The following is a 26,981-nucleotide window of genomic DNA, read 5'->3' on the forward strand; positions in this document are numbered from 1 at the left end:
TCGTGAATAAAGAATGCTATTTAGCATTAGAGCAGTACCACATCATATTGTTCTTGAGAATATATAGTTTCGACCTGAAAAGAAATTGTGCGCTTAATAAAATTCTCTAGTTCAGCGAAGTTACTGGACTCTTCGTCCATTAACCGATCGACAACTTTCTGGCTAGCCAGTACTTTATAGCCTTTGGCCTGATAGGCGCGTGCTTCCCGTAAGATTTCGTGAAAAATCTCGTAGCAAACTGTTTCTGGGGTTTTCAACTTACCGCGTCCATGGCAACTGCTACAAGGCTCGCATAGTACCTGTTCAAGGCTTTCTCGGGTGCGTTTACGGGTCATCTGTACTAAGCCAAGCTCGGTAATGCTAATGATATTAGTCTTGGCGTGATCTCGCTCCATCTGTTTTTCAAGGGTGCGAAGTACTTGGCGCTGATGTTCTTTCTCTTCCATATCAATGAAGTCGATGATAATTATTCCGCCAAGGTTGCGTAGACGTAGCTGACGTGATATAGATGTGGCTGCCTCTAAATTGGTCTTGAAGATAGTCTCTTCTAGGTTGCGATAGCCAACGAACGTACCAGTATTGACGTCAATAGTGGTCATAGCTTCGGCCTGGTCTACTACAAGGTAGCCACCAGATTTCAGTAGTACCTTGTGTTCTAAAGCTTTCTGGATTTCATCTTCGACACCATATAAATCGAAAATTGGCCGTTCGCCATGGTAATGCTCTAATCGATCGGCAATTTCCGGCATCAGCTCAGCAACAAATTGCGTGGCGCGTTCGAAGGTTTCACGTGAGTCGATACGGATTTTCTTAATCTTCGGACTGACCAGATCGCGCAAGGCACGCAGCGCCAAGCAAAGGTCCTCATAGATAACGCTTGGTGCGCTAATTGTTTTGGTCTGCGCATCTATCTGGTCCCAAAGCCTGCGTAAATAGCGGATATCCATCAGGATTTCAGTGGCACTAGCACCTTCAGCTGCCGTGCGTAAAATAAAACCGCCCATCTCCTTAATGTTCTCAGCAGCTATGTATTCGCTGACTATTTGTTTCAAGCGTTCACGCTCCGCTTCGGCTTCAATCTTTAAGGAAATACCTACGTGGGTAGTACGCGGCATGTAAACTAGATAACGTGAAGGAATCGACAGTTGTGTAGTTAGCCGTGCACCTTTGGAACCAATCTCATCCCTGATAACTTGCACTACTATGTTTTGCCATTCGTGCACTAAGACGCTAATACTTGCCTCTGCGGAACCATCACACAAGAAAATTTCCGATGCATGGATAAACGCTGCTCGGTCCAGACCGATGTCGATGAATGCAGCCTGCATCCCCGGCAGTACACGTACGACTTTACCCTTATATATATTACCAACGATCCCGCGCTTCCTGGTGCGTTCGACGTGCACTTCTTGTAAAATACCGTTTTCTACTACTGCTACGCGTGATTCCATCGGTGTGATATTGATCAAAATCTCTTCACTCATGACTTGGTCTCGTTCAGGCATTTTTTTACAAATAGTGATAGATCGCTTAAGCTATTTGGCGCTGTAGTTAAGCATTCAAGGCACAGTAAAGTGTTACCAAGCAGGGGTATGACGAATTAATCAATAAAGCGATTATGCGGTCTTGCATACAGACAAACCTATTACTTGTGGCATAACAGCCGTTATTAAGCTCAAAGATAAACAAATAACTAAACCTATAGATAGCATAGCTTTTGCCTTGTTTAGGGGTTTGCTATTATCCATTTAGGTATAGCTATGCTGGACAGAAACATCGCTAAAACGTTCACTTAAATTATCAATTTACTAAGGAGTTGACCGTCTATGATTAGAGCCATATCTGTACTCAGCACACAGTTATCACGCTATGTTTGTGTACACAAGTAAAACCAGCTTTTGCCTTATCGCACGCTAGGCGTTCGACACAGGCAATGGCAGTTTATTGATCATAGGAAGTTTCATGAATGGTTATGCTAATAACGGTACAAGGCACACCTATCTTATATAAGAGGTTTATGCTATTTAGGTAGTGTCAAAATCAGATCAAGTAAATTAATTACAGACTTTTTGTAGAGTTCGATATAATCAGGCAAAGCCTCGCAATCAATTCAATTGAATTTATATCGACGGCGTAATCCACGCAAACTAAAACTTATGCATGGCCATAGCAATGCACTGATTAATGCTGGCAACATCAGCGCCAAGGTTGGCTGGCGATTACCAGTTAAGGCACTGAGCCAAAATTGCACTAACTGCATCAAACCGAAGATTACTAAAATCATTAAACACTGCTGCCACATAAAGAACATACGTAAGCGCTGCTGTAACGACTGCATCAAGAAAATAGCTATGGTAAGAAGTAATGCATTTTGACCAAGAAGCGTGCCGTAGAGTATGTCTTCAGCTAAGCCTAGGCACATTGCTGTAATTAATCCGACTGTATGCGGCATAATCAAAGACCAGAAAGCCAACAACAAAGCAAGCCAAAGTGGTCGTAAGATTTCCATAAATTGCGGTAGCGGCGACACGCTGAGCAACAATCCAATGACAAAGTTTAGCCAGACAATGCAGCTGTTTCGCGAATTAGTATATGCCATTAACTTTCCCTCAACTGTTTAGTTGCTTGGGCTACCGCAGCTGGCCGAGCGGTCGGTATGATAGTAGATGCAGGTGGGCCAACCAATATCAGTTGCAGTGCTATGATCGGAATGTTTTGCGCAAGTGTTGTTTGGCTGGTCTTCTATTCCCTTTGCTTGGGATGCGTAGTTGATGCGTTCTTCTGTAGCACAGTTGTCACTGTATACTAGTAACAGGTAACGGCTACTGTTTATGGCGGCAGTTGGTATAGCGCGAATAATAGCGAATGGCTGACCGGAATAGTGGATGACTTCATTGACAGTTGCAACTGGGTAGCCAGCCGGGAATCGTTGACCTAAACCAGAGCTAACTAGCAGGTCGCCTTCCTGGATGTCGGCAGTGTCAGCTACATGTCGTAGCTCTAGGCGTTCCGGATTACCAGTGCCGCTAGCAATCGCACGCAAACCATTGCGATTAACTTGTACTGGAATACTATGAGTAGTATCCGTCAGCAATAGCACCCGTGAAGTATAAGGCATCAACTCAACTACTTGGCCTATTAGGCCACGAGCATCGAGTACCGGCTGCCCAAGCACCACACCATCTCGTTCACCCTTATTAAGGATAATGCGATGGGTGAATGGATTCGGATCTATCCCAATTAACTCGGCCACTTCGACTTTTTCGTTGACGAGTGCGGAAGATTTAAGCAACTCGCGCAGTTGAACGTTCTGCTCGGTAATGGCTGCAAGCTTTTGTATACGCCCCTGTAGTAGCAGGTTTTCTGTCTTGAGTTTTGCATTCTCAGCAACCAGCTCAGTACGACTGCCAAACTGGTTAGCCACGCTGTGGTAGAGACGTTGCGGCAGGTCAGTTATCCAGTAAGTTTGCATAAGCACCAGCGCCATTTGGTTGCGTACTGGCTTAAGCAGTGTAAAGCGGGCATCGATAAACATTAGTGTGATTAAAAGCATTACCAGCACTAATAAACGTATGCTCAATGACGAGTTTTTAGCAAAAAGCAAATTAATAAGTCGCTTCCTCCTGGGCCAATATTTTTCATTCAATAGGATAAGCACTAAATAAGCTGCTTTGTAAAGTGCAACCTACGTGCGAAACACTTGCATATTGAGCGATTTTATTCGCTAGAGAGCAGGTCCATAGTGTGTTTATCCATCATCTCGAGTGCACGACCACCGCCACGAGCTACGCATGTCAGCGGGTCTTCGGCGACGATCACTGGTAGGCTGGTTTCTTGGGCTAAAAGCTTGTCTAGGTCACGCAGCAAGGCACCACCACCGGTCAGTACTAAACCACGCTCGGCGATATCAGAAGCCAGTTCAGGAGGTGATTGCTCTAGGACGCTCCTTACAGCCTGAACGATAGTCGCTAAGGACTCTTGCAGAGCTTCTAGTGCTTCATTAGAGTTCAAGGTGAAGGCACGTGGAACGCCTTCGGCTAGATTGCGACCGCGAACATCTACCTCACGAACTTCACTACCCTGATAAGCAGCACCAATTTCTTGCTTGATGCGTTCAGCAGTAGATTCGCCGATCAAGTTGCCGTAGTTACGGCGTACATAAGTGATGATAGCTTCATCGAAGCGATCGCCACCTACGCGCACAGACTCAGCATACACTACACCATTCAATGAAATTAAAGCAATTTCAGTGGTACCACCACCTATATCCACTACCATTGAGCCATGCGCTTCTTCAACTGGCAAGCCAGCGCCTATAGCTGCAGCCATAGGCTCTTCGATTAAGAATACTTCCCTGGCGCCGGCACCTAAGGCTGATTCACGGATAGCACGACGTTCCACCTGGGTGGATTTACACGGAACGCAGATGAGGACACGCGGACTAGGTTGCAAGAAACTATTTTCATGAGCTTTATGAATAAAGTATTGCAGCATCTTCTCGCAGACACTGAAATCAGCAATCACACCGTCTTTCATTGGACGAATGGCAGCGATATTGCTTGGTGTACGGCCAAGCATACGCTTGGCCTCGGTTCCAACAGCAACGACACTTTTCTGATTACCATGGGTCCGAATAGCTACAACTGATGGCTCATTCAGAACAATACCGCGCTCACGCACGTAAATCAGGGTGTTGGCAGTACCTAGATCAATTGAAAGATCGCTGGAAAACATGCCACGCAGTTTCTTGAACATTGGGAAGTGACCCGAGGTAACGCATGGGTAAAAAGTGCTAATTATTCTAACAACGACATGGATTTTGGGCAACGCACTAATGTGCTAGATTGGCTAGCTGCCTATGCATGAAACTATAATCACAACCATGTAACCGTAGAAATGCGATAGTTTTTGCTAATCTAGCACGCAGATGCTATCTGTATTATTTTTTTACTGGAGAGCCACATGACGCTCGATCATTCAGACGTAGAAAGAATCGCGCATCTAGCTTCGCTTGGCCTGAATTATACTTATCTTTCACAGACCACCGCAGCCCTAAATAGCATTCTTAGGCTAGTCAACCAAATACAAGATATAGATACTGGCAGCATAGAGCCTTTGGCTCACCCACTAGAATCCAGGCAGCGCCTATGCGTAGACGTTGTAACTGAGCAAAATAATCGTGCGTCCTACCAGGCTATTGCGCCAGCAGTAGAAAAAGGCTTGTACTTGGTTCCGAAAGTTATCGACTAAAGAGAAGGAACCCGTAATGCATAATATGACTCTAGCCGAGATTGCTCGCGGTCTTGCTGACAAAAAGTTTTCTTCTGAAGAGTTGATCAAAACCTTACTTATACGTATCACTGAACTTGATCACAAGGTAAACAGTTTCATCAGTATAACTGAAGAACTGGCTATTGATCAGGCTAGGGCAGCTGATACACGTCGCGCTAACGGCGAAAATAGCGCATTACTCGGTGTTCCGATCGCCCACAAAGACCTGTTCTGTACCAAAGGTATTCGCACTAGCTGCGGCTCGAAGATGCTTGACAACTTTAAAGCACCTTATGATGCTACCGTAGTGCTCAAACTAGCGGCAGCAGGGGCTGTGACCTTGGGTAAGACTAACATGGATGAATTTGCCATGGGCTCAGCTAGCGAGTCAAGCTACTACGGCGCGGTAAAAAACCCATGGAATTTACAGTACGTGCCTGGCGGCTCGTCAGGTGGTTCAGCTGCCGCCGTTGCTGCGCGCTTCCTTCCGGCAACTACGGCTACTGATACTGGCGGTTCTATTCGTCAGCCTGCCGCTTTTACTAACCTTACCGGTTTGAAGCCGACCTACGGTCGCGTTTCCCGCTGGGGGATGATTGCCTATGCTTCTAGCCTAGATCAGGGTGGTCCGCTAGCACGCACAGCTGAAGACTGTGCAACTTTATTACAAGGTATGGCAGGTTTTGATAAACAAGATTCCACTAGTATCGATGAGCCGATGCCAGACAATAATGTTAGCCTCAATGTCTCGCTCAAAGGTTTACGTATTGGCGTCCCTAAGGAATATTTAGGTGCTGACCTTGATCCGCGTATCGCTGAATTAGTACATAATAGCATCAAAGAGTTAGAAAAGCTTGGCGCTGTGATTAAAGACATCAATTTACCGAGCAGCCAGTACGCAATTATTGCGTATTACGTGATCGCATTAGCAGAGGCCTCGTCTAACTTGTCACGCTTCGATGGAGTGCGTTTTGGCTATCGTTGCGAAAATCCAAAAGACCTCGAAGACTTATACAAACGCTCTCGTAGCGAAGGTTTCGGTGCTGAGGTGCAACGTCGAATTATGGTTGGTATCTACGTATTGTCAGCTGGATACTACAACGCGTATTACATTAAGGCACAAAAAATCCGTCGCATGATTAAAAATGACTTTATGGCTGCTTTTAAAGAAGTCGACGTAATTATTGGTCCAACCACACCAAACTTAGCCTGGAAAATCGGCGCCAAGATCAGCAATCCAATGACTGAATATCTAGAAGATCTCTATACCATTAACGCTAACCTTACAGGCTTGCCTGGCTTGTCCATGCCAGCAGGTTTTATTGATGGTTTACCGGTTGGTGTGCAATTGCTGGCCCCGTATTTCCAGGAAAGTCGCTTGCTTAATATAGCCCACCAGTACCAGCAGAATACCGACTGGCATACTCGCACCCCTACTGGGTTTTAAGGAAACCATTATGCAATGGGAAGTTATTATCGGGCTGGAGATTCATGCTCAGCTTGCTACCCAATCGAAGATTTTCTCTGGTAGTGCTACGACGTTTGGTTCTGAGCCCAACACTCAGGCTAGTTTGGTAGACTTGGGTATGCCTGGTGTATTGCCAATACTGAACCAAGAAGCGGTTCGTATGGCGGTGATGTTTGGCTTGGCAATTAACGCTAAAATAGGCCAGTATAACGTATTTACACGTAAAAACTACTTCTATCCCGACCTACCTAAGGGCTACCAGATTAGCCAAATGGAATTACCAATCGTCGGCAATGGTTATCTTGATATTCAACTAGAAGACTGTACTATCAAGCGTGTCGGTATTACTCGTGCGCACCTGGAAGAAGACACTGGTAAAAGCTTACATGAAGCATTCCCCAGTGTGACTGGCATAGACCTGAACCGTGCCGGCATGCCACTATTGGAGATAGTATCCGAGCCAGACATGCGTAGTGCTAAAGAAGCTGTAGCCTACGTTACGACTGTTCACACACTAGTGCGCTATCTAGGTATTTGTAATGGTAATATGGCTCAAGGCTCTCTACGTTGCGACTGCAATGTATCGATCCGTCCAAAAGGTCAGATTGAGTTTAGCGCACGCTGTGAGATCAAAAATATTAATTCATTTCGTTTTATAGAAAAAGCTATCAATAGCGAGGTACGTCGCCAGATTAAACTAATCAAAGACGGCAATAAAGTAATCCAGCAAACGCGCCTGTACGACATAAGCAAAGACAAAACCCGCGCAATGCGTAACAAAGAGGAAGCTAATGACTACCGTTACTTCCCAGACCCAGATTTGTTACCAGTAATACTGGAAGATTCATTTCTTGAAGATATTCGCGCCAGATTGCCTGAATTACCTCAGCAGAAACTCAGGCGATTCCAGAAACAGTTTGGCCTGTCGGCCTATGATGCCCGCGTATTAACTTCAAGTTGTCAGCAAGCTAATTACTTTGAAGAAGTCGTGAGCATTGCCGGTGACGCTAAGTTGTCAGCTAACTGGGTGATGGTTGAACTTGGTGCCCTGTTGAATAAACAGGGTTTAAGAATTGACGATGCTCCGATTACTGCGAAGCAACTGGGCTGCATGCTTTTGCGTATTAAGGACAATACCCTCTCCGGCAAAATTGCTAAGACTGTGTTTGAAGCAATAGCTGCAGATGAAGGTAGCGCTGATGATATCATTGAGAAGCGCAAACTTAATCAGGTTACTGATAGTAGTGTTATTTTAGTTATACTTGACGACATTCTAACAGTTAACGTCGAACAGGTTAAACAGTACCGTGTAGCAGATAAATCTAAACGCAGTAAGATTTTTAACTTTTTTGTAGGTCAAGCAATGCAAGCCTCTAAAGGAAAAGTTAACCCGCAACAAGTAAATAAACTGCTGAAAGACAAGCTAGAAGACTGATAGCGACTAGCTGTCTACAGGAACTGGCTAGTTATGGGAGCTATCTCCTGCGTTCATAATTTTTTAGAAAATCTTAAATAAAGCGTCTACCATATTTCCTAGTTATGTCCTTTCTGTTAGCTGATTGCGTCAACAGCCTCATTTGGCTCTATAAGGTTATGATAAAGTTGGTACCGTCTGTTAAAATACAAGACTAAATATCATAGCGATTAAACTATTCGCTATGAATGTCTAAATTTAACGCCACCCATTAGCAGCTTCCTTTAGGTGTCAAAGGTTGAAGAAATTAATCTCGATAACAATAAACCAGTGATACCATAAATCAATGATCACAGCCTATACGTACCAGCAATAATTTGATGAATATTTCATCACAAAGCTGCTGAACATTTGGGTATGTTGAGTATCGTAGGTCATGTCTGACAATGAAGCACTAACACTGATTGTTGATGTTGTGTTACTGCTAGCCACACCAACGGTGTAGCTAGGTGCTTTCATAAAGCCAACATGATCATTATCGTAGTTGCCATAGGTCCAATTAGATTATTGGTAATTTTTATGCTCTCCTAAGGATTGACAAGCTTTGCATAGTTATTATGGCGAACACGTTAAATGTTTTATAAATGACTACTATATGAATACTATGGTGTATCAGTAGCATGTAATAACCCGAAAAATATAGACATTCACCGGCAAAGAACTTCAAGATGTTATCGGTGCTGGTTACCTGTACTGATATCCTCGGTAATGGTCTGATCAGCTTCTAGAGTAAGCGAAAGAGTGGGCGCTTCATCTCTGATCACAGTTGATTTTACTGCAGACTTTATTCGAGGCGTTATAATAAACCTAAATGCTAAAAGTTAGCTGTACATAGACTTGCAGCTTGCAGCATGAACAGTATTACTTGTTACGTTACTTTTGCTATATCAATCTGATATATATTCGCTAATGATGATATTAGACAGCTCTAACTAGTTATCATTATTGCAATACCCAATATCGATCATTCATTATTTATAATATAATTAATAAAATATTTTACATAAGACATACAGCCATGCCTGATATGCAAGGCTGCTGATTGCTAAGCTAGCCTGTTGATAATTGACTAAGGAATTTGCTTATCGACCAGCTCGACTAAATCTTTATATTTAGTAGCAGTATGATCATGGGCAGCGTGCTGACCTAGTTTTTATTGTCAAGTGATGACTTGATACGCTATCTATAAAGTATAGTTAAGATATAATTACATCTTGCGGTTGCTGATATCGAGGCAAGACAAAAGTAAGTTGTCGGTAATCTTACTACCAGTGGTAGTAATTGTCCTTAGCGGTCGTCTAGTAAAAGTGTATTATAGTGTTCGAAATGCATTTAAGCGCCGCTGAGGAGTACATAGACGCATTTATAGCCCTTGTATGTGACAAAATAAATAATTTTGTAGTTAGTAGGCTAGTGTGGGTTAACCGTTGCAACAGCATTCTTAATGCAAGAAATGATATCATTGATATTTCAGACAATTGTATATTTGATGTACTTGTCAAGTACAATATTCTACAGTATAGCAAAGAGTCAGCATATTAGGTTTTGAGCTTGTAACACCAGCATGAGTTGCTAATCATACGGCATACAATAAATAACAATGTTGCCATGAGTGATAATAATATGGTTTTTTGCGCTAAAGACGTTTCGGTAATTTTATTAATTACTTATGAAGTAAGCTAAAAACACATACTAAATAATGCCTCGTGTTTATCTATGGTTAAGTGATTCCTTTGACCATAATACATATGGTATCCTTATTTAAGTTTTTTATTTATTAAATCCTTTTAACTAATCTTGTATAACTCTTTGTAGCAATCATACATTTATTTAGCGGTGCTGTTAGCTTTTCTGACAAGGATAAAAATCCTCGCTAGTTGTTAAAAAAGAAGCAACTAGCTACTCAGGAAAGCACAGAAAACAAATAACTACGTAGAGTCTATGGGTTGGTATATTATCTGAAAAATTAAAACGTATTACTAGTAATAGTGGCTCTCTGTATAAGCATTAATTTTGTTGTTGCTCTGGCTTCAAGATAGTGACGGACAACGTCAAGAACTATAGCTCATAAGTGCGCGCCACCTAAACTGGATTGTGTTATTACAGCTAGCACTACAACAGGCAGTTGCAGAATAATTAGTTAGGCACAAAGAACTAGTCTGCAAAATTGACTTGCGCCAGACATACTTTTCTAGTCACTTTTAGCTAATATATTTTTTCTCCAGCAAGCTTGAGCTTGCAACGCAAGTAATTTATCGTAGTGGTTTATGCTATAATAGTAGACTTGCTAATAAGCTGCTTCATACATAATTAATTAAGACAGTAAATTTACTTTCAGATTACCTAATGCCATAGGTAATTAATTACAAACCTATCAATTAATAAACCTAGTTCTTGCACTATATCTAAAGTCGCTACGCTTCTATTCTGTAAACAGAGCGTTCTGTTCAAGACTATTGATTTAATGTAATTGTATGGCTACTCGTACCACGTCCAAAGCCAGGCAGAACAATAGCCAAGTAAATTTCTTCGTGTTTATAGCTTAGGCAAACCAATAACAATACTGCTAGTCGGTATTAGTCAAGCAAGATGCATGCAATAGATATACGGCATGATGCATGACAAGAGGTTAGTTAACTCAATCGCTAGATTGATGCGCAACTATAGAATTGTAAGCACATTATGTAATGGCATTACAGTAGCTAAATAAATCCATGGGCTACCAAAACTTTATGTTGTACTGTGATGCGTTTTAACCTGTCCTGACGCCTATGATTGCAAGCATGAATTTGTATCCAAAAAGCGTAGCATGGATTTTCGTGTGCTCTCATGAAAGTTAGCTCAGTAGGTAAGTATACCACTGTGCTTGAGTTTGTTGCCATAAATTTACTTTGGAATATACAGCGACTCATTTATGGGCAGGGTTGCAGCATATGTATAGTGATTACTATGTGCAGTATTAGTGTTTTTTACTATGAATTATCTTGCTCCGTAAACTTGCGTGCACATTATAATATATCCATAACACCATAACTGTATGTTGTAAAGTTTAATATATTGTTTATATAAGTAATACCGTAGTACTGGTCTAGACATATTTATAGTCTACCAGAAGATATGAGCCGCTTATTTCACTATTTTGAAATTCGGTCTGATTACTTTTAGACTAGGCCCGTCGTTTTGGTGTGAAAGCTTGGATTTGGGTATTGACAAATTATCACTGTCTTTACTTCGAATCGATTCGTTATCCTCAAAAGGTAACTCCAGATCGAACAACATGCCATAGCTATTTTCTCGAATATAAATTCCAAGGATAGCTCTAATTGGCACGAATAGCTTATGCGGCACACCGCTAAAGCATCCTTCAAAGCTTACCGCTTCATTGCCTATATGCAGGTAGCGTACAGCATTTGTTGATATATTCAACACGATCTGCCCGTCAATGGCAGAGCTCTGCGGCACATCTACCTTAGGGAAGGTAGAGTTTACTAGCATATAAGGAGTACAATGGTTTTCTATGATCCACTCATAGAGTGCGCGAACTAAATATGGTCTGATAGAGTTCATCAGCTGCTCCTTTAAGCTTTAGTGCATATAGCATTATACAATGCAGACAGGTCAACCTGGAAAGTCTAACGCACAAATTGGCACTCCATATAATCCAGTAACAATTTAACTAGCCGTGACAATTATATGCTAGGCTTTGGAAAACCCATGGTATAAGTAATAAGATAGCTATCAGCCTACCTTGTTTCCTTGCTAAAGGAAACAAGGTTTATTAGCAAATAGCGGCAGAGCACTGATCAGACTTTGTGCAATTCTTTACGTGCTCACACTAGGCACACAGCTTCTTTACTGCATGTATCTAGAATCAGATTCACCAATCTGCACTAATCATGCCAAATATAGCTGATTAGTAGGTAGCTGGTTTAACACTCGTTACTGAAGATACTCGTCACTAAAAGTAGCACTTTACTAGTAGTATTTAATAGATATTTTATTACTACGGTTAATTTTTTACAAAGATAAGTCACGATCAACCATATCAGGCAGATTTGCTATCGGTTTTGGTGGATAGCAATTATTTTATACACTAATGATCTTAGCATTAATACTTTTTGTAAGCTGAATATATCCTTATTAGGAATATTTATCGAGTGCAACGGTCTGATTAATTAGTTACTCTTGTAGCAGTTTTCCTCTCATATATTTCCAATATATGCTTTTTCTTAGATTAGCAAATACTAAAATAAGTTTAGATATGACAACATATACGTACTGATGTGCCAAAGCTACAATTTTTGGGATCAGCTGGAGTAATGCAGAAAGATCACTAGATTTGTGATCTATTTATCAAACTAGTCAGTGCCACACCGTACTAAATCTCAGTATTCTGCAAGTTTGTATGCCGATATTCTTGTAGGGCCGCTAAAATTATAGGCAGCAAGCTTGTTATATTAAAATGCAGTGTTGTAACAGTTTGCATAGTAGTTAGATATGCATATTTAATCTATTTTGAACAGCAGTCTGATAAAACTATCGATATCAACTTTTCCAGTAGCATGATACCTCGATGGCAAATGCTAGTATAAAAATCACTTAATTATTTTACTAAACATATACCATCATTTTTAAAATCTATTTGGTCTTACTGAGACCAATTGAGGATAATATCTTAATAAAATAAGTAAAGTATAAAAAAGCGGAGACTAAAGACAGCAAAGTCTGTTCATGGATTGCTGGTAAACGTAACTGGTATACTTAAGCTTTCAAATGAAATACAAAATAATTTGTATCAGAGTACGAATATTTTAGTGTAATCCATATTAGTTGACTGCAAAATATGTGCATATTAGATGATTGTAAGGAACACCGTAGCGTCGATTTAAGCGTTAATTATCATGCGTCTTACACATAGCTGACGATTTATTACATCAATCATAGTAATGATTAGCGAATTAAAGAGATTCAATTATTTTACTCGTCATATTTATTGGTATGTTTTTTTGTATTTTATTAATCAGGAGGCACACCACACTTACACGATGTATGAACTTGTTTATTAGGCTTTTTCTCTATTGAGTGATGCGGGCTATAATACTGGTACATTTTAAGTGCAAATAATTATGCCTTGCAAGTTCTACCGTGGAGGTAGAAGCTGAAATAATAGCAAGTAAATAATGGTATATGGATAGCCACTGACCTAATTCTTATCATGGTAGGCCATAAGCAATTTTTTAGGCAGCAGGTTAGTGCGCACAAGAGTAAACATAAATACTGATATACAATAGGAGTGCCGGCTTTATAAAGTAGATTATTTTATCTATGGTAGATGGGTCAAAAAATATTTTTTAATCTAAAGCAGTCGGTTGACCTTCAGTTTTTTATATTCTTAAGAGTTTTATCAGTACAACTAATGATAAAAACCGAATAATCCAGTGTAAGTAGTCATTGTACTACCAGCACGAGCCAATCTTGCTAGCAATAACCAATATACTTATGCATCTACGCATACTTACTGGTACATCAATAGCTTTTGTATTGGCACCTGAAAACCATGATTAGACGACTTAAGTAATAGAATATCCACTAATACAGCAAGTTTTCTTGATAAGATTAAAGTATATATTTCAGGCAATCACAATGCCTGACTTTACACGAAGTTTGGCATTGTTATAGAATATAGGTCAAATTAACGCTTAGAGTATTGTGGACACTTACGCGATTTACGTAGACCAACTTTCTTACGCTCAACCTCACGAGCATCGCGAGTTACGAAGCTAGCCTTGCGTAGGGCTCCACGTAAAGTTTTGTCATACTGCATCAGAGCTCGAGTGATACCGTGGCGAATTGCACCAGCTTGGCCACTGACTCCACCACCAATGACAGTGACATATATGTCAAACTTTTCAAGTGTATCAGTTAGCTCTAATGGTTGACGAACTATCATATGGGCAGTTTCACGTCCAAAGAAGTTGTCTAAAGAGCGGTTATTAATCAAGATATTACCGGTACCTGGGCGTAGGAAAACGCGAGCAGTTGCGGTTTTGCGACGGCCAGTGCCGTAATTTTGAATCGTCGGCATGATTAACTATTCCGTTACAACTTAAGTGCTTGTGGCTGCTGAGCAGCATGAGGGTGTACAGTGCCAGCATAGACTCTCAGCTTACGAAGCATATCGCGACCAAGTGGGCCGCGAGGTAGCATGCCCTTGACTGCAATTTCTATCGGAGCTTCAGGCTTTTTAGCAATTAGCCCTTCGAAGTTAGAGGACTTGATACCGCCTGGAAAACCAGAGTGGCGATAATACATTTTGTGTTTTGCTTTATTGCCAGTTAAACGAATCTGTTTAGCATTAATTACTATAATATAGTCACCAGTGTCAATGTGAGGGGTATATTCAGGCTTGTGCTTGCCACGTAGATGGATAGCAACTTTGGTTGCCAGACGACCTAGAGTCTGGCCAGCAGCATTGACTACAAACCAATCGCGTTGAACTGTTTTTGGTTTTGCAGTAAAAGTTATCATTTTTAATAGCCTCAGAAATTGCCATGTAATGCTACATAAGTGCGCGCGTTAACGAGCTAAAGGTATACAGGTATGTACGCTATCTTGTAAGATAAGGTTGTCTCGATATTTCAACTGCAGGACTTGTTAACAGTTAGCACACTACTTCCACTGCAAAAAAACAGACGCATAATTATGTAGATTGTAAAAAAAATCAACCTTTTATGATGACTTTCCTGAAATATTCCGTCAAATCTAGACTAAACTGATTAAACATAGGCGAGATTACTGGTTATGACAACTCCATTGCGTACATCAGTAATGATGCCTGCACGCACAACCGCAATATAATAAACATATTGTAGCATGGCATCTGACGGTGTATAGCCATTTCAGCTAACTACTTCAATCAGCAGTCGAAAATTTGTGTACAGTCATTATATAACACTGGCTATAACATATAGTATGCGTCAGGTGCAGATAGCATTGGTGGTTAGTTGTGCAATAATTGTTTATGACTAGTAGCACTATACTAGCTCTATAAATATAGATAAGTTGAACAGTAATATTGCTAATACTGATCCAGAACTATCCAAAATTTTTGGAGAGAATTGAAGCAATTTAGAAAAAAATTATTCGAATCTTGCGCTATAATTGATCTCTACGTACCTATAGCATAGGTAAGTTATCTCTTAATATATAATTTTAATTTGTTTTTAGGTTACATATGAACAGGCATGTAGCGATGCAGACCTGTTCATTTCAAATATATCATTTATGGCTTATGCCTGCGCAACAGGAACTCATTGGATTGCATTTCTAGTAGTCGGCTGAGAGTACGCTGAAATTCGAAGTTCAAGCGACCACCAGTGTAGAGCTCCTTGAGCTCTACTTCAGCCGATATAATCAGTTTGACATTACGGTTGTAAAACTCATCAACCATGTTTATAAAACGTCGCGCAATGTCGTCAGTGGTAATGCTCATCTGCTCTACGCCACTTAAGATTACCGCATGAAAAATTTTACCTAATTCGATATAGTCATTCTGGCTACGAGGGCCGTCACACAGCTGACGGAACTCGAACCAAGACACATTACTACAAGTACGTCGTGCGATAATTTCACGGTTTTCGATTATTAGCTTGTCATTTTTCACAGTTTTAGTGCATTCTAGCGTGAGCGTATGGAAGCTTTTTTTTAGACTTTCATGTGCTGCTTTATTAAGCGGAAAGTAGAATAGCTTAACCTGCTCGAGGTTACGCAGGCGATAGTCGACGCCGCTGTCGACGTTAATGATCTCGGTATTCTGTTTAATCAATGCAATTGTAGGCAGGAAGCGCGTGCGTTGCAAACCATCCTTATATAGGATGTCAGGCATGATGTTTGAAGTGACGACTAATGTCACGCCGTTTTTGAATAGCTCTTCCATTATAGTGCCAATAATCATGGCGTCAGTGATATCAGAGATAAAAAATTCATCAAAACAAATCACTCGCGCTTCTTTGGAAAATTGCTTGGCGATAATAGTAAGCGGGTTTTTCACGCCAGACAGTGTCTTCATCTCTTCATGCACGCGCTTCATGAAACCATGAAAGTGCGTGTGCACTTTTTCCTTAAAAGGTAGTACCTCAAAGAACGTATCGACTAAATAGGTTTTGCCACGGCCCACGCCACCCCAGAAGTACAGGCCTTTAATTGGCGCATGGTATTTTTTACTAAATAGCTTGCTAGGCATCCATGGCTTGTTCTGTGAATCCACGACCAGATTGTCATATAATCGCTGAAGATGACGCACCGCATTTTCCTGTCCAGCATCATGAAAAAAATCAGGGCGTTTTAGATCGGATTGATATCGTTCTATAGGCGTCATAATTGCGTTAGCAAGGCAATAAAAACTGGCTATCAGCAGCGATAGCTGTGGCTTATGGTGATTAATTCTTGGCTTGGTAATTTTCGATAGAAGCTAATGCAACACGTAGAGAGGTGATAGCCATATCACGTGACGTGTTATCAGCGAATGTTGCACTGCAAGCCACCATTACATCGCTTAACCATACGCTAAAAGTTGTAGCCTCAATGCGTAAATCCAGTGTGTTACCACTTTGCAAGTGTTTTATTCCAGCGTTAGCCGCTTTGCCGTCGACAAATTTGCACGACAGCAGCAGTTGCTCACCATCAGCGGCTAACAGGCGAAAGCGGAAGCTGCCGTCATTTTCGCGAAAACTTACAAAATGTGCAACTTTAATAGGGTTTCGTTTGGCTTCTATCGGTATGACGGTTTGCTTAACGAAAGAGCATATACCCACAGCTTCACGTATTTCAGCAAGAAATGGTATCGCTACCGCACGAGCTTTCTTAGCGCCAAGCAACAGAAAGTCCTCCATATCTGAAGGGCGTGACATCAGTTGGTGATAGCGCTCACGGGCTTCACCTAAGTGGCAGTCCAGCAGTTGGAATAGACGGTTCTTTGCTTCACTCCAGCTTAGGCCTTGCAGTAGTTCAGCTCGAAACTCTTCTTTTTGTGTTTTACTAGCAAACGCTTGGAATAAGGTGAATAAGTGTGAGCTGTCTGGATTCTTTGCTTTACCAGGGGCACTAGAGTCAGTGACTATCCGTAAAATCGCATCCATCATATCTTTGGCGCCGGTAAATAACGGTATGGTGTTACCGTAGCTCTTAGACATTTTTCGACCATCTAAGCCAGGCAAAGTAGCTACACTATTTTCGATTAACGCTTCGGGTATAGTAAAACATTCTTTACCTTTACCGAATAAATGATTGAAACGCTGACCGATATCGCGAGCCATTTCTATATGCTGGATTTGGTCGCGCCCAACTAGCACTTTGTGTGCATTAAACATTAGGATATCCGCTGCCATCAATACAGGGTAACTGTATAAGCCCATACTAATTCCAGCGTCCTGATCTTCGCCGTTTTCGATGTTCCTATCCACAGACGCCTTGTAAGCATGGGCGCGGTTGAGCAAACCCTTAGACGCGATACAGGTCAGCAGCCATGTGAGCTCAAGGATTTCCGGAATGTCTGATTGGCGATAAAAGGTTACCTTATTTACATCTAATCCACAGGCTAGCCAGGTAGCTGCAATTTGCATACGCGAGTTTTTGGTACGCTGCGGGTCATTACATTTTATCAGAGCATGATAATCGGCTAGAAAGTAAAAAGAGTCAGTGTTAGCGTCTTGACTAGCGATTATTGCTGGACGAATTACGCCGGCATAGTTGCCTAAGTGTGGAGTCCCAGTTGTAGTGATACCGGTAAGGATATGAGTACGAATCGTCATGGGTGCATGCTTAATGAGATTGCTATCAGTTAAAAAGGTCTAGTAGCACTAGATCTTTTTAACAATCGAGCCTACCAAAAAATTGTCTGTGCTTTACTACTTTTTAGCAACTTTATAATAAGCTTTTGAATGAGGTGACTAAAAGTAGTAAAAGTCTTTAATTAACCGACTTACAGGTTTCCGGAAACATTAAATAGTAAGTGTCACCTTAGCATTATACAAGAGTATCACTGACCATATATTGTGCACACGCAATTTTTGCCATTGGCTTTCTAAGCGCTGACTGAAGTTTTCTGCGACATAACCACCGACAGCAATACATAGAGCAAGCTTCTTGGTAACTTAGGATGTTGTTACACAATTAGATTGTGTTAGCTTTAGTAACTTTCATTTACTATGAACAGTAATTACATCTGCATCATGTGTGGCATATTGTGTGTTTGACATGACTTGATTCCATACCTAACTCTGCGCCTAGTTTGGGTTGTAGCGTAGCACTAAGCTACGCAGTTCAGAGTAATCCAAGTATAAGACTTCTAATTAACTAACTGGGCTATTAATCAACACTAGGTTTACATTCATAAACAAGAAGTGAACTAAGTTATCTCTTAGATTGTAGACTCGTTTAGCTAAATAGTTTATTAATAGCATCATTGGTAGTTTAAGCAAGGTATACAGCGCAGATCAGAGTCATTAACGTAAGATAAAGTCTATTATAATTGAGGAATGACTCGTGGAACACTCGTTCTTATTTTGGTTATTGCTAATTCTTGCCATGTTCGCTGGTGTTGCTATTGGATTCCTGATTGCTCGCCTGCTGCCGAATGCTGCGCCTAACCGTACAAAGCGTCAGCTGGACGATATCCAGGAACGTTTTGATAGTTATCAAAACGAGGTTGTGACCCATTTCACTTGCACTGCAACTATGGTCAAGAAACTCATCAAGGGCTACCAGGAAGTGCAGGACCACCTTACTGATGGCGCTGCCCGCCTTGCCATTGACGACAGTACCCATCAGCGCTTACTGGCTACGTTGGATTTCGATGCACAAAAAACCATACTAGATCGCCTTACACCACCACGTGACTATGCGCCTAAAGTACCAAACTCCTTAGGCATGTTAGATGAATATTATGGTTTTAAGAAATAAGCCATGTTCAGGCACTGAAATCTATATTGAGCTGATAATTAGTCGCGTCTTTTGTTTACTAATTAAGCAGATAGCGTTATTTAAATATAAGAACAGGCTTGCCTGCGATAGTGGTCTACCTGTGTAGACGCCCATTACTGACATAGCCCCATTACGGGCAAGTCAGCTCCTATGTTAAAACGTATTGCGACTCTCTTGTAGTAACCCACTCTCTATCCGTATATGCCGCCCATGGAAGCGCTTAAGGCTACTGCGGTGCCCGACACTTACAATGCTCAACCCAGGTAATTCATCGATCAATGCCTGATACAGCGTCGCTTCATCTTCTTCATCCATCGCTGAGGTGGCTTCGTCAATGTATAGCCATTGCGGCGCAAACAACAGCGCACGTGTAAATGCTAAGCGCTGCTGTTCGCCAGGCGAAAGTATGTGTTGCCAGTGGTTGGCTTCGTCCAGGCGCATAACTAGATGCGGCAGGCGGCAGGTTGCAAGGACCTGTTTATAACGTTCGTCTGGATATACACTGTCGTCTTGCGGATAACTCAGTACAGACTTTAATGGACCAATAGGTAAATATGGTTTTTGTGGCAAGAATAGATAACGCGCTGCAGGCAGGCGAATACTGCCATGGCCTAATGGCCATAAATGACCCATTGCGCGTAGGAGTGTACTTTTACCACTGCCAGAACGCCCGCTGAGCATCACACGCTGACCAGGTTCTACCGTCATACCGGCGTTGGTCAGCAAACGTCGGCCGTCACCAAGGTGCATTCCTAAGTTCTTTACTATTAACCGTTCAGCCTCTGGGTAGACATCGATAGCTGGAGTACGTTGCTCGTTATCACTCATAGCTTGATGGAAGCTAAGTAAACGATCACTAGTCGCACGCCATGAAGCCAGCTCTGAGTACGCGCTGATAAACCAGCTAAAGTTCTCCTGTACGTTGCTAAACGCTGAGTTGATTTGCATAAGCTCGCCAAGCTTAATTTGGCCAGTAAAGTAACGTGGTGCAGCAACCATAAATGGGAAGATAATTGCTATCTGGCTGTAACCAGCAGTAAAAAAAGTCAAGCGCTTAGATACTTTCATAATCTCCCAAAAGTTATGCCAAACTTTGTTGCAGTGTGTACTTAAACGTTGTTTTTCATTCGGTTCACCGTTATATAAAGCAATGCTTTCAGCATTCTCACGTACCCGCACCATGGAAAAACGCAGGTCAGCTTCACAGCGTTGTTGTTGGTTGCTCAAGCTGATCAGGCATCGGCCTATCAAATGTGTTAACCAACTGCCCACGGCTGCATAGAGTAGCGCACACCAAAACATGTAGCCAGGGATAATAATCCCACACACTTCAATGCTGCCAGAGACACTCCATAGAATGATCGAGAACGATATAAGGCTAATTACGTTACGCAGCAAGCCTAGCCCAAGGCTCAATGTACTGGAAGTGAAGTTGTTGAGATCTTCGGAAATCCTTTGGTCTGGATTGTCAGTATAACCACCCTGCTCTAACTGATAGTAGTTTTTATTGGAGAGCCAGCGCGCAAAGTGTTTTTCGGTTAGCCAGGCGCGCCAGCGAATCGTCAGCATCTGGGTTAAATTGAGGCGATATACTGCACCTAAAATTGCTATAGTAGCAATTCCACCGAAATAAACGATCAGCTGCCAAAATGCGACAGTGTCTTTCTTCTCTAAAGCATTGTAGAAATCTTTATACCAGTGGGTAATCCATACAGAGACAGCTACGCTGAATAGCGAAAGACCAACTACTGCGGCTAACAACAACCAGGCTGTACCTTTTTCTTCACCACGCCAATAAGGGGTGATCATTGCCCAGGTTCGGTGAAAAAAATGCCAATGCACAGCATCGTTGATTTCAAAATACGTAGCGTTCTCATTCATTATTTAGTAAACTCGTTAAGCAAAATGATAGGAATTTAAATTAATCATAAATGATCGATTTGGGGCTCTGTGTAGCTGGAGGTAGTTTATTTAAAGTTTATTTAGTAACTGTACTGGACGCGTCAATAACTTGTGCTGCAAAATATGCTAGCGCATTCCCAAAACATTAACAGTAACGATGGCAGAGATATGATTCTGTTCTTGGTTAATGCGCGTTGTATGTGCTCCCACCATAGGTGTCTTACAGACATTGCGTTTGTCAGTACCAGAGTATTGAGTACGATGTAACCTGGCCGGTCAGTCCGGGCAAAGATAAAGTTTTCTTCGGTCGAACCTACTGCATATATAAGAAAGCTGCGACGACTTATAGTGCTTGCTATCACATAGGTAAAGGTAGCGCTGTCATTTACCAGCAATAGTTTGGGCGATGTTTCGCCTTCTACTTGGATCTCATAACTCATTAATCTCTCCTCATGTGGTAACAGGGTAGACGTAGCTAGGAGGCGTGTCACCCACTTTGTTTTTTGACAACAGGGGGTGGCTTTACTGAGACGTCCGCATATGTCACGCTAACTCTACTCAAAACAAATAGGCGTAGTCCGAAGTGTTTACTCAACAGGCTAAAATAGTAACTAGTATTAATCCAGTTCAGATACAGTTGGTTTTTAGTGGTGTCGGTTGTCTAGCTGGCGATAGTCAGTGACTGCTATCCTTAACAGTTTTTTGGCAGCAAGCAGCCACCTCCTACTTTGCGTGCCGCGAAAAAAGTGATGGACGCGATATAGACATTGGAAAGCTTAGCCAAATCCTTTAGCTCTGCAAGTTTGCGCTGGTGATAAAAAAGTTTGCAACTGAACTACGTTAACATTAATGTAGTGTACAGCGCTTCATGGCAATGCTAATCAGTGCTTCTAGGTATTCCTATAGTAAGGTTATGGCGTCGATGGTCAGTGGCATAAAAAATAATCAGCGAAAAAAGTATTGTGGCTACTGTAAAAATACAGTAGCATATTGCTAATACATAGATTACACGCGCTGCGCATCTATAAGTCTATATTCCGGTTTCATAATTAACTATGTAGCGCGCAAGCAGATAGTAGTAAAAGCGCGCGGCTAGATCGAAAACGTGAGGCTTGCTTAAAGTTATAGCTATAGTGGCGGCAACAAGTAGAACTAATAGGCAAGTCTAACGTCGCTAAACCATGCGTGCAACTAGTACCGATAGTGCAGATGAGCATCGAATCACAAAGATTTTAGCGTGTCGTGGAAGCTATTTTACTGTGGCAAGTATAAGTTTGCTTGATAGGCATTAACAGACTAATCAGTAAAACTATAAACGTATCAGACTTGTTGATATGTCATGTATAGCTCTTTGGTACAAACTGAAAACACAACTTGTTTATTGGTGTCCACCTTATAGTCTGTGGCAAATATGTAAATCTTCAGAACATGCGACTACAATCTGTCAGTTATACCGAACACGAATATCTCAATAACATACCATATCTTGTTGTATTCACAGTGCAGATGCTATCTGCTTCTCTGCATTTTGCAGTCATGGCTGAACTATAAAGCAGATGCTTCTGAGCGTCGAGCTAAGCTATAAGCTAGCTCCACAAGATAATCATCAACCTCTACACATGGTAACCGTGGTAGTCACTGGCCCTAAGAGAGCACGAGCCAAAAGGCTATCAATTTAAACCTCAATACTAATAGTTAGTCACTAGACACTAGAGATTATAAATAACTATCGTGATGCATATTTATATATGCAAGAGAGTAATTATTCCACAATAGCGGAACCTTAACCAGAAAAAATCGTTTTGTGTATTGCCTCTACCTGATTAAATCAGGAAACCATATAATAGCTACTGCATCGCCCATGGCACGCGTCATGATTACTTTTATCACATAAAATATTTGTAATACTTAATGGAACGACCTTATGATGTATTTATCCGTACTCCTTTGGTCTGCCAAATCTTCTATAGAGCTCCAGCAGGAGCTCTATGTTGCCTATATGCTCATCTATCACTATCTTGCATTTGGCGTCATGCACTGAAAAAGCAATGACAGTGTTGCAGCTAAACTTCTACTGTAAGTAGTCTAGCTACAAGGAAGTTGTAGCAATAATATACTATTGTAGGTCACAATTTACTTATTGGCTGAGTTATTAAATAAATTATACCGCCTCTAGCGCCGGATTGTACTTCAATTCAATAGGTAAGATTTTGATTCATGGTTGCCCAGGCATAGTTTATTCCCTTCATAGATGGTAATAACCACATTTAATGGGTGTTGCTGTTTACCGTTCTACTTGGTACCATTTATCCTTACCATTAAGTTTCTCCTTGATCTTAACCAATTGCAAACTAATTACGTGTGCCGTCTTCATCACCACATATCCAATAGGGGGGGTGACTCTACACAGCAGTGCTAATCCATGCAGACAAAAAACTTAGCTGTAAGACCGCCAAGATTCTTGGCAGCAGCAAACGTTTCAAGATAATCTTATACGATCTCTGTCCAATTAATTAAACACGTGCATCGATTTTAGATCTTCGGTGCGAGTTAGGATAGATACAATCTCAGGTTTACGCTACTGCATTCATAAAGTATCAATGTTTTGATATCATCATAAAGATTTCTGTGTTGTCTATTAGTGCTGGCTAGACTTTGGCTTCCAGCTATCTAAGTCGATCTCATTCTTCATGTTTAGTTTACTTGGCTTTATGTGATTCCATGATAGCGTTTCTGCATTTACTAACGCCTTAAGCTGCAGGTTTAGCGCAGATAGTCTTGAGCTCCATCCATCGGCCATGTAAATGGCGTGCTGAGCTGTATACACGGTTGCATTCTTATTTGCTAGTAAGTTAGTATAATAGTTAAAATACTAAGCTCAATGCACAATTTTTACCAATACTACTTATTTGCTAACCTACTATTTATGGGGTTAGCAATATAGCTACATAAAATTGCAAAGCTGTGATTGCTTCGCAATTTTATGTATTAATTATATTTTAGTAACGCTCAAGTGCTGCTAGAAATTTTACATCTGGCCAAAGTTTTTCCATTTGTGCTAGATTGACTCTAGTAGGAGCTAAGTAGGTCAAGTGACCACTACCGTCGATTGCAAGGTTTTCTATAACCTTGCTGGATAATTCTTCCAACTTCTTTTTGTCTCTGCAATCAATCCGGCGCGCTGAGTATACGGTGATTGGCTCATAGAAGCATTCGACTTTATATTCCTCTTTCATGCGGCTTGCGATCACATCTAACTGTAGCATACCTACTGCGCCAAGGATGATATTATTGCTACCCTCTGAAAAGAATACCTGAGTAGCACCCTCTTCTGTCAGTTGCAGCAGACATTGGCGTAGCTGCTTAGATTTTAGCGGGTCACGTAAGCGTACAAGGCGAAATAGCTCTGGAGCGAAGCTCAGAATACCGGTGAAGCCCAGCTTTTCGCCTTCAGTAAAAGTATCACCAATCTGTATGGTGCCGTGGTTATGCAGGCCGATAATGTCACCAGCATAAGCTTCTTCGAGCTGTTCACGCTCGGAGGAGAAGAACGTCAGAGCATCACTTATACGTACGTATTTGCCAGTGCGAACGTTACGCATCTTCATACCTTTTCTGTATCTGCCGGAACAAATGCGTATGAAGGCGATACGGTCGCGATGTTTAGGGTTCATGTTTGCTTGTATCTTAAATACAACGCCAGTGAATTTTCCTTCAACTGGATCCACGGTGCGCTCGTTAGCGAAACGAGCTAGCGGCCCCGGTGCCCAGTCTACAAGGGCATTAAGTACGTGGTCAATGCCGAAATTACCCAAAGCAGTCCCGAAGAATACTGGGGTCAGTTGACCATTAAGAAATTCTTGCTGGTTGAATTCATGGCAAGCACCCTGGACTAGTTTCAGTTGTTCAACAAAATTGTCGTATTCTTCGGCCAGGTAAGCACGGGCTCTATCTGAGTCTAGTTTTTCTATAAGCTCAGTTTTAGTATTCTTATGATGATCGTGGTTAGCAGTGTAGACAATAATATTGTCGTCAGCGAGGTGATACACACCCTTAAAGTCGCGGTAGCAACCAATCGGCCAGGTGATTGGTGCAGCCTTAATTTTGAGGATAGCTTCTATTTCATCTAATAATTCGATTGGATCGCGAATATTTCGGTCAAGTTTATTGATGAAGCTGACGATTGGCGTGTCACGCATACGGCATACGTCTGTTAACGCTATAGAGCACAACTCAACACCTTTACCTCCGTCAAGGACCATCAAGGCTGAGTCGACCGCTGCTAAAGTACGATAGGTATCTTCGGAGAAGTCCTCATGACCAGGAGTGTCGAGCAGATTAACTATGTGGTCACGATATGGAAACTGCATGACTGACGTGGTAATTGAAATACCTCGTTGTTTTTCTATGGCCATCCAGTCAGAGATAGCATAACGGTCAGACTTACGAGATTTAACCGCACCAGCCACAGCAATTGCCTTACCTGTTAGCAGGAGTTTCTCGGTTAATGTAGTTTTACCGGCATCAGGGTGAGAAATAATAGCAAAGGTGCGACGTTTCGCGACTTCGGCAGCTTGGTGAGTCATGGAAAATCGCCCGACAGATAAATTAAAAGTGCTGCGAGCATAGCATAAACCCAACACGAAAAAACCACATCTTACAAGGATTTAATATAGCTAAATATCGCTAAATATAGAATGTTTTAAAAAGTATAGACATATATTTCATGTTAACGCACTCGTATGAAGCATAACATATTAGCAATTTAACTTAACAAGGTTGCACTTAGATTTTTAGCACAACTAGCGTTATCGACATCATTAATTTCTTAGTCATTTTCGCGCTATCTTTGCTTCTATGCTACCTATTTATGCGCAACATCTATAAATGCCTTAAAAACGTTTCAGTTTTACTGAAAAGACATTACCGGCATAGTTATAAAGCCGATTCAAATGCTATTTCGTATTGCACTACCTAGCTGCTATAACGATTATTCTCTGCAACTAGCGATTGTTCGCAAAGCTAAGCAACCTGCATAAATGCTCTCCCATAATTTGGCATTACACAGCCAGGAGCATACCAAGAACACTACGAAGCAAATTTTTTCCTTGGTAACTGACCCGGCCGTGGTTTATTAATGCCTACATCGATGGTGCGCTTATAGCAGGCAACCGCTAAACAACATTGAGCAGCAATGGTATGCTATATATCATAAGCAAAATAGCCTGACTTACACTACTAAGGTCAAAATGCTAATAAGTTACACAACGCATTTCTTTTGCATGGCGGTGGCTTAGATTGTTTTTAATTTGCTGTAGCCGAACGATAACTTTATTTATCAATTTTTTAATTGTCTGACATTATTTGGTTGATAATACAAATCCTGCTAATAACTTTTGATTTGTTATGTTCGCTCAAACTTTATAAGCATCACTCTTATTGTTAATCGCATCGCGCAGTCACTGGCATTTAGTATCAGAAGATTCACTAATATAAAGGACAATCAAACACTTGCTAAGTTTAGATATATACTTGGTCAATAGCGATACCTAATGTGGCGGCGATATCCTTAGGCTAACCACCATGCAATAGTAGATTGTTGGTTCGCTACCTAGAAATCTAGATCTGGCTCTAGAGTTTAGCAATAGCTCAACTTTTATGTCAGCCGTATATACACGTTATGGGCTGTGGGCTAGGATTAATGCGCATACCTTGTTAGTTAAGCGACAGATAGCTATTGAGGGTCTTAAGCACTGCATAGCTGCTGATAGCACAGCGCAAATCTTGGTTGCGACACTTTTATAAGTCAGGCTTAGAGATATTCAAGCAAGGTCTTATGGGTATCATTTGTATTATCTAAGCAGAATAGGCTACTTAGCAGGCTGA

General features: G+C 41.4%; 15 protein-coding genes and 1 pseudogene. 4 read left to right on the forward strand and 12 right to left on the reverse strand.

The window, feature by feature from the left end; translation table 11 throughout:
* Window positions 1-26 precede the first annotated feature (26 nt).
* The 4 genes and pseudogenes from rng to C3B55_RS02420 all read right to left on the reverse strand — a co-directional run bounded on the left by rng (window position 27) and on the right by C3B55_RS02420 (window position 4,755).
* Window positions 27-1,484: a ribonuclease G gene (gene rng, locus C3B55_RS02405; RefSeq protein ID WP_129211148.1), complete on the reverse strand. Its 1,458-nt coding sequence runs from the start codon at window positions 1,482-1,484 to the stop codon at window positions 27-29.
* Between the two features lie 626 nt (window positions 1,485-2,110).
* Entirely contained in the window at window positions 2,111-2,599 is a 489-nt protein-coding gene (mreD, locus tag C3B55_RS02410) for a rod shape-determining protein MreD (RefSeq protein WP_129211150.1), read from the reverse strand.
* Window positions 2,599-3,580 (reverse strand): annotated as a pseudogene (gene mreC / locus C3B55_RS02415) (rod shape-determining protein MreC). The gene mreD and the pseudogene mreC overlap by 1 nt, the downstream one beginning before the upstream one ends.
* 137 nt (window positions 3,581-3,717) lie before the next feature.
* Window positions 3,718-4,755: a rod shape-determining protein gene (locus C3B55_RS02420; RefSeq protein WP_129211154.1), complete on the reverse strand. Its 1,038-nt coding sequence runs from the start codon at window positions 4,753-4,755 to the stop codon at window positions 3,718-3,720.
* 207 nt (window positions 4,756-4,962) lie between these two features.
* On the opposite strand from C3B55_RS02420, the gene gatC reads away from it, so the two are divergent.
* From gatC to gatB, 3 genes are read left to right on the forward strand one after another with little or no spacing between them, the layout of a single operon-like run.
* Window positions 4,963-5,250, forward strand: coding sequence for an Asp-tRNA(Asn)/Glu-tRNA(Gln) amidotransferase subunit GatC (gatC, locus tag C3B55_RS02425; protein WP_129211156.1), 288 nt, complete (start codon window positions 4,963-4,965; stop codon window positions 5,248-5,250).
* Window positions 5,251-5,266: 16 nt separating this feature from the next.
* The gene (gene gatA, locus C3B55_RS02430; protein WP_129211158.1) at window positions 5,267-6,718 is read left to right on the forward strand and encodes an Asp-tRNA(Asn)/Glu-tRNA(Gln) amidotransferase subunit GatA; all 1,452 of its coding nucleotides are present in this window, start codon (window positions 5,267-5,269) and stop codon (window positions 6,716-6,718) included.
* A gap of 10 nt (window positions 6,719-6,728) precedes the next feature.
* Window positions 6,729-8,174 carry an Asp-tRNA(Asn)/Glu-tRNA(Gln) amidotransferase subunit GatB gene (gene gatB / locus C3B55_RS02435; RefSeq protein WP_129211160.1) on the forward strand — a complete coding sequence of 482 codons (1,446 nt, stop codon included), beginning with the start codon at window positions 6,729-6,731 and terminating at the stop codon, window positions 8,172-8,174.
* A gap of 3,165 nt (window positions 8,175-11,339) precedes the next feature.
* Here the strand turns inward: gatB and C3B55_RS02440 are convergent.
* The 5 genes from C3B55_RS02440 to C3B55_RS02460 all read right to left on the reverse strand — a co-directional run bounded on the left by C3B55_RS02440 (window position 11,340) and on the right by C3B55_RS02460 (window position 18,022).
* A complete protein-coding gene (locus C3B55_RS02440; RefSeq protein WP_129211162.1) occupies window positions 11,340-11,780 on the reverse strand; it encodes a ClpXP protease specificity-enhancing factor in 441 nt (146 codons plus the stop codon).
* A 2,125-nt stretch (window positions 11,781-13,905) separates the two neighbouring features.
* A complete protein-coding gene (gene rpsI, locus C3B55_RS02445) occupies window positions 13,906-14,298 on the reverse strand; it encodes a 30S ribosomal protein S9 (RefSeq protein WP_129211164.1) in 393 nt (130 codons plus the stop codon).
* Window positions 14,299-14,312: 14 nt separating this feature from the next.
* On the reverse strand, window positions 14,313-14,741 hold the full coding sequence (gene rplM / locus C3B55_RS02450; protein ID WP_129211166.1) for a 50S ribosomal protein L13: 429 nt from the start codon (window positions 14,739-14,741) through the stop codon (window positions 14,313-14,315).
* A 754-nt stretch (window positions 14,742-15,495) separates the two neighbouring features.
* A complete protein-coding gene (zapE, locus tag C3B55_RS02455; protein ID WP_129211169.1) occupies window positions 15,496-16,590 on the reverse strand; it encodes a cell division protein ZapE in 1,095 nt (364 codons plus the stop codon).
* A gap of 61 nt (window positions 16,591-16,651) precedes the next feature.
* Window positions 16,652-18,022 (reverse strand): tryptophan--tRNA ligase, encoded by a 1,371-nt coding sequence (locus C3B55_RS02460; protein ID WP_129211171.1) that lies wholly within the window; start codon window positions 18,020-18,022, stop codon window positions 16,652-16,654.
* Between the two features lie 733 nt (window positions 18,023-18,755).
* On the opposite strand from C3B55_RS02460, the gene C3B55_RS02465 reads away from it, so the two are divergent.
* Window positions 18,756-19,172: a Z-ring associated ZapG family protein gene (locus C3B55_RS02465; RefSeq protein ID WP_129211173.1), complete on the forward strand. Its 417-nt coding sequence runs from the start codon at window positions 18,756-18,758 to the stop codon at window positions 19,170-19,172.
* Window positions 19,173-19,346: 174 nt separating this feature from the next.
* Here the strand turns inward: C3B55_RS02465 and C3B55_RS02470 are convergent, their stop codons facing one another.
* The 3 genes from C3B55_RS02470 to C3B55_RS02480 form a co-directional block, all read right to left on the reverse strand.
* A complete protein-coding gene (locus C3B55_RS02470) occupies window positions 19,347-21,074 on the reverse strand; it encodes an ABC transporter ATP-binding protein/permease (RefSeq protein ID WP_129211175.1) in 1,728 nt (575 codons plus the stop codon).
* Between the two features lie 122 nt (window positions 21,075-21,196).
* The gene (locus C3B55_RS02475) at window positions 21,197-21,535 is read right to left on the reverse strand and encodes a hypothetical protein (RefSeq protein WP_457912694.1); all 339 of its coding nucleotides are present in this window, start codon (window positions 21,533-21,535) and stop codon (window positions 21,197-21,199) included.
* A 2,559-nt stretch (window positions 21,536-24,094) separates the two neighbouring features.
* Complete coding sequence (locus C3B55_RS02480) at window positions 24,095-25,681, reverse strand: peptide chain release factor 3 (protein WP_129211893.1); 1,587 nt, start codon at window positions 25,679-25,681, stop codon at window positions 24,095-24,097.
* Window positions 25,682-26,981 lie beyond the last annotated feature (1,300 nt).

Source organism: Candidatus Pseudomonas adelgestsugas (assembly GCF_004124255.1).
GTDB classification, from domain to species: Bacteria; Pseudomonadota; Gammaproteobacteria; order Pseudomonadales; family Pseudomonadaceae; genus Aquipseudomonas; species Aquipseudomonas adelgestsugas.